Source organism: Dietzia sp. DQ11-44 (assembly GCF_014145205.1).
GTDB classification, from domain to species: Bacteria; Actinomycetota; Actinomycetes; order Mycobacteriales; family Mycobacteriaceae; genus Dietzia; species Dietzia natronolimnaea.
This window is the reverse complement of record NZ_JAALEC010000510.1, coordinates 1-1670: the sequence shown is the minus strand read 5'-3', so window position 1 is coordinate 1670 and position 1670 is coordinate 1. Positions and strand designations below refer to the sequence as shown.

Sequence of the window (1670 nt, the reverse complement as noted above, 5' to 3'; positions counted from 1 at the left end):
CGGGTCGGCACGCGTGCCGACCCGCCAACTCACTGCGGTTCCATCGAGAGATCCGGGTACCAGGCGTCCTGTGGTCCGCCGTGTGGCCGGTCCGGGACAACCGTCGGTGACGGCTGGCGCGGACCCACGGCTGGTGTGCCTCTCGGGCGTTATCCGTCGCGTGGGTTCCGGAGTATCGATGACGGTGGCTCGGACGGGGAACCGTGACTTCTCTTCCGTCACCGTCCTGGCGTCGTCGTCACCGTGCCCTGAGCATGCCGCGCGGACAGGCGCCCCGGCGATGGGGGGATCCCACAAGGAACCCGGGGACTTGCGGGTGGTTCCCGCCATCGCGTCCCGCCGCGTCGGCGGCGCACGATGAGGAGTTGGGGCCGAACGAGGGCGGGTCGGGTGACCGGTCCCGGCGGACGAGTCGGGTGACCGGGTTCAGTGGTCTCGCCGCGCGGAGCGGGCGAAGGAGAAGGCCGCCGCCCCCACCGCGAGCGCGATCGCCCCGACGCCGATGATCGGCCCGGTCGCGCGTTCCAGCGTCGGGAGCAACGGGGTGGGGTTGGAGAAGGTGAGGATCGGCCACCCGCGCTCCAGGGCCTCGCGGCGCAGCGCGCGGTCCGGGTTGATCACCGTCGGATGCCCGACCTCCTCGAGCATCGGCAGGTCGGTGGAGGAGTCGGAGTAGGCGTACGAGGCCTCCAGGTCGTAGCCGTAGCGCCGGGCGAACGCCCGGATAGCCTCGGCTTTGCCCGGTCCCTGGCAGTAGAACTCGATGGACCCGCCGTACCGCCCGTCGGCGTCGCGGTTCATGCGGGTGCCGGCGTAGTGGTCCACGCCGAGCATCCGGGCGATCGGCGCCACCAGTTCCTCACCGGAGGCGGACACGATCACCAGGTCGTGCCCGAGCGCCCGGTGCTCGGCGAGCAGTTCCTGCGCCTCGGCGTACACGCTCGGCGAGACGGTCTCCGTGAGTCCTTCGGTGACGATGCGCTCGACCTTCTCGGGCTCCCACCCCTTGGTGGCCGTGGCCATGGCCTGGCGCACCTTCTGCATCTGGTCGTCGTCGGCGTCGGAGAGGCTGAACGCGAGCTGCGTGTAGGCCAGATCGATCACCGATCGGCGGGACAACAGACCCTCGTCGAGGAAGGATTTGTTGAACGCGAACACCGACGAGGTGGCGATGATCGTCTTGTCGAGGTCGAAGAACGCGGCGACCCGGCGAGGTCGGTGCGATGACCGAGGGCCCTGGCGGCGTGGGGCGGACACGGCTCCACGATACGGTTCTTGTGCTCACCGCGCGGATAAGTGATACTGATCACGCTCGTGAGAGCATCCCCCTATAGGTGCTCGATTCGTTCCCCCACGAATCGGGACTTCGAGAAACCGCGGCGTCCCCCTGCCGCGGTTTCTCTCATTTCGGGCGGGGTCCGCGGCCCGGGGTGTCCGGGTCGGGGACCCCGGGTCCCGGCGTGTTGTCCACAGCCCCCGGCCTCTCCACAGCCGCCCCCGGGACACTGCATCGGGCCGGGTCCGCCGACCGGTGGGTGCGCCACGCTGTGCCCGTGACCCAGAGCCCTCGCGCAGCGCACGACACAGTCCCCGACCCTCCCGCGGGCAGGACCGTCGCGGTCGACGTGACCGACCCGGACCTCGACGCCGATGTCCGCGCCGTGCTCGCC

1 protein-coding gene is annotated in these 1670 nt (G+C 70.5%); it reads right to left on the bottom strand.

The window, feature by feature from the left end; all coding sequences use genetic code 11:
* Nucleotides 1–426: 426 nt before the first annotated feature.
* Nucleotides 427–1257 carry an HAD-IB family hydrolase gene (locus G6018_RS12735; RefSeq protein WP_182639792.1) on the bottom strand — a complete coding sequence of 277 codons (831 nt, stop codon included), beginning with the start codon at nucleotides 1255–1257 and terminating at the stop codon, nucleotides 427–429.
* Nucleotides 1258–1670 lie beyond the last annotated feature (413 nt).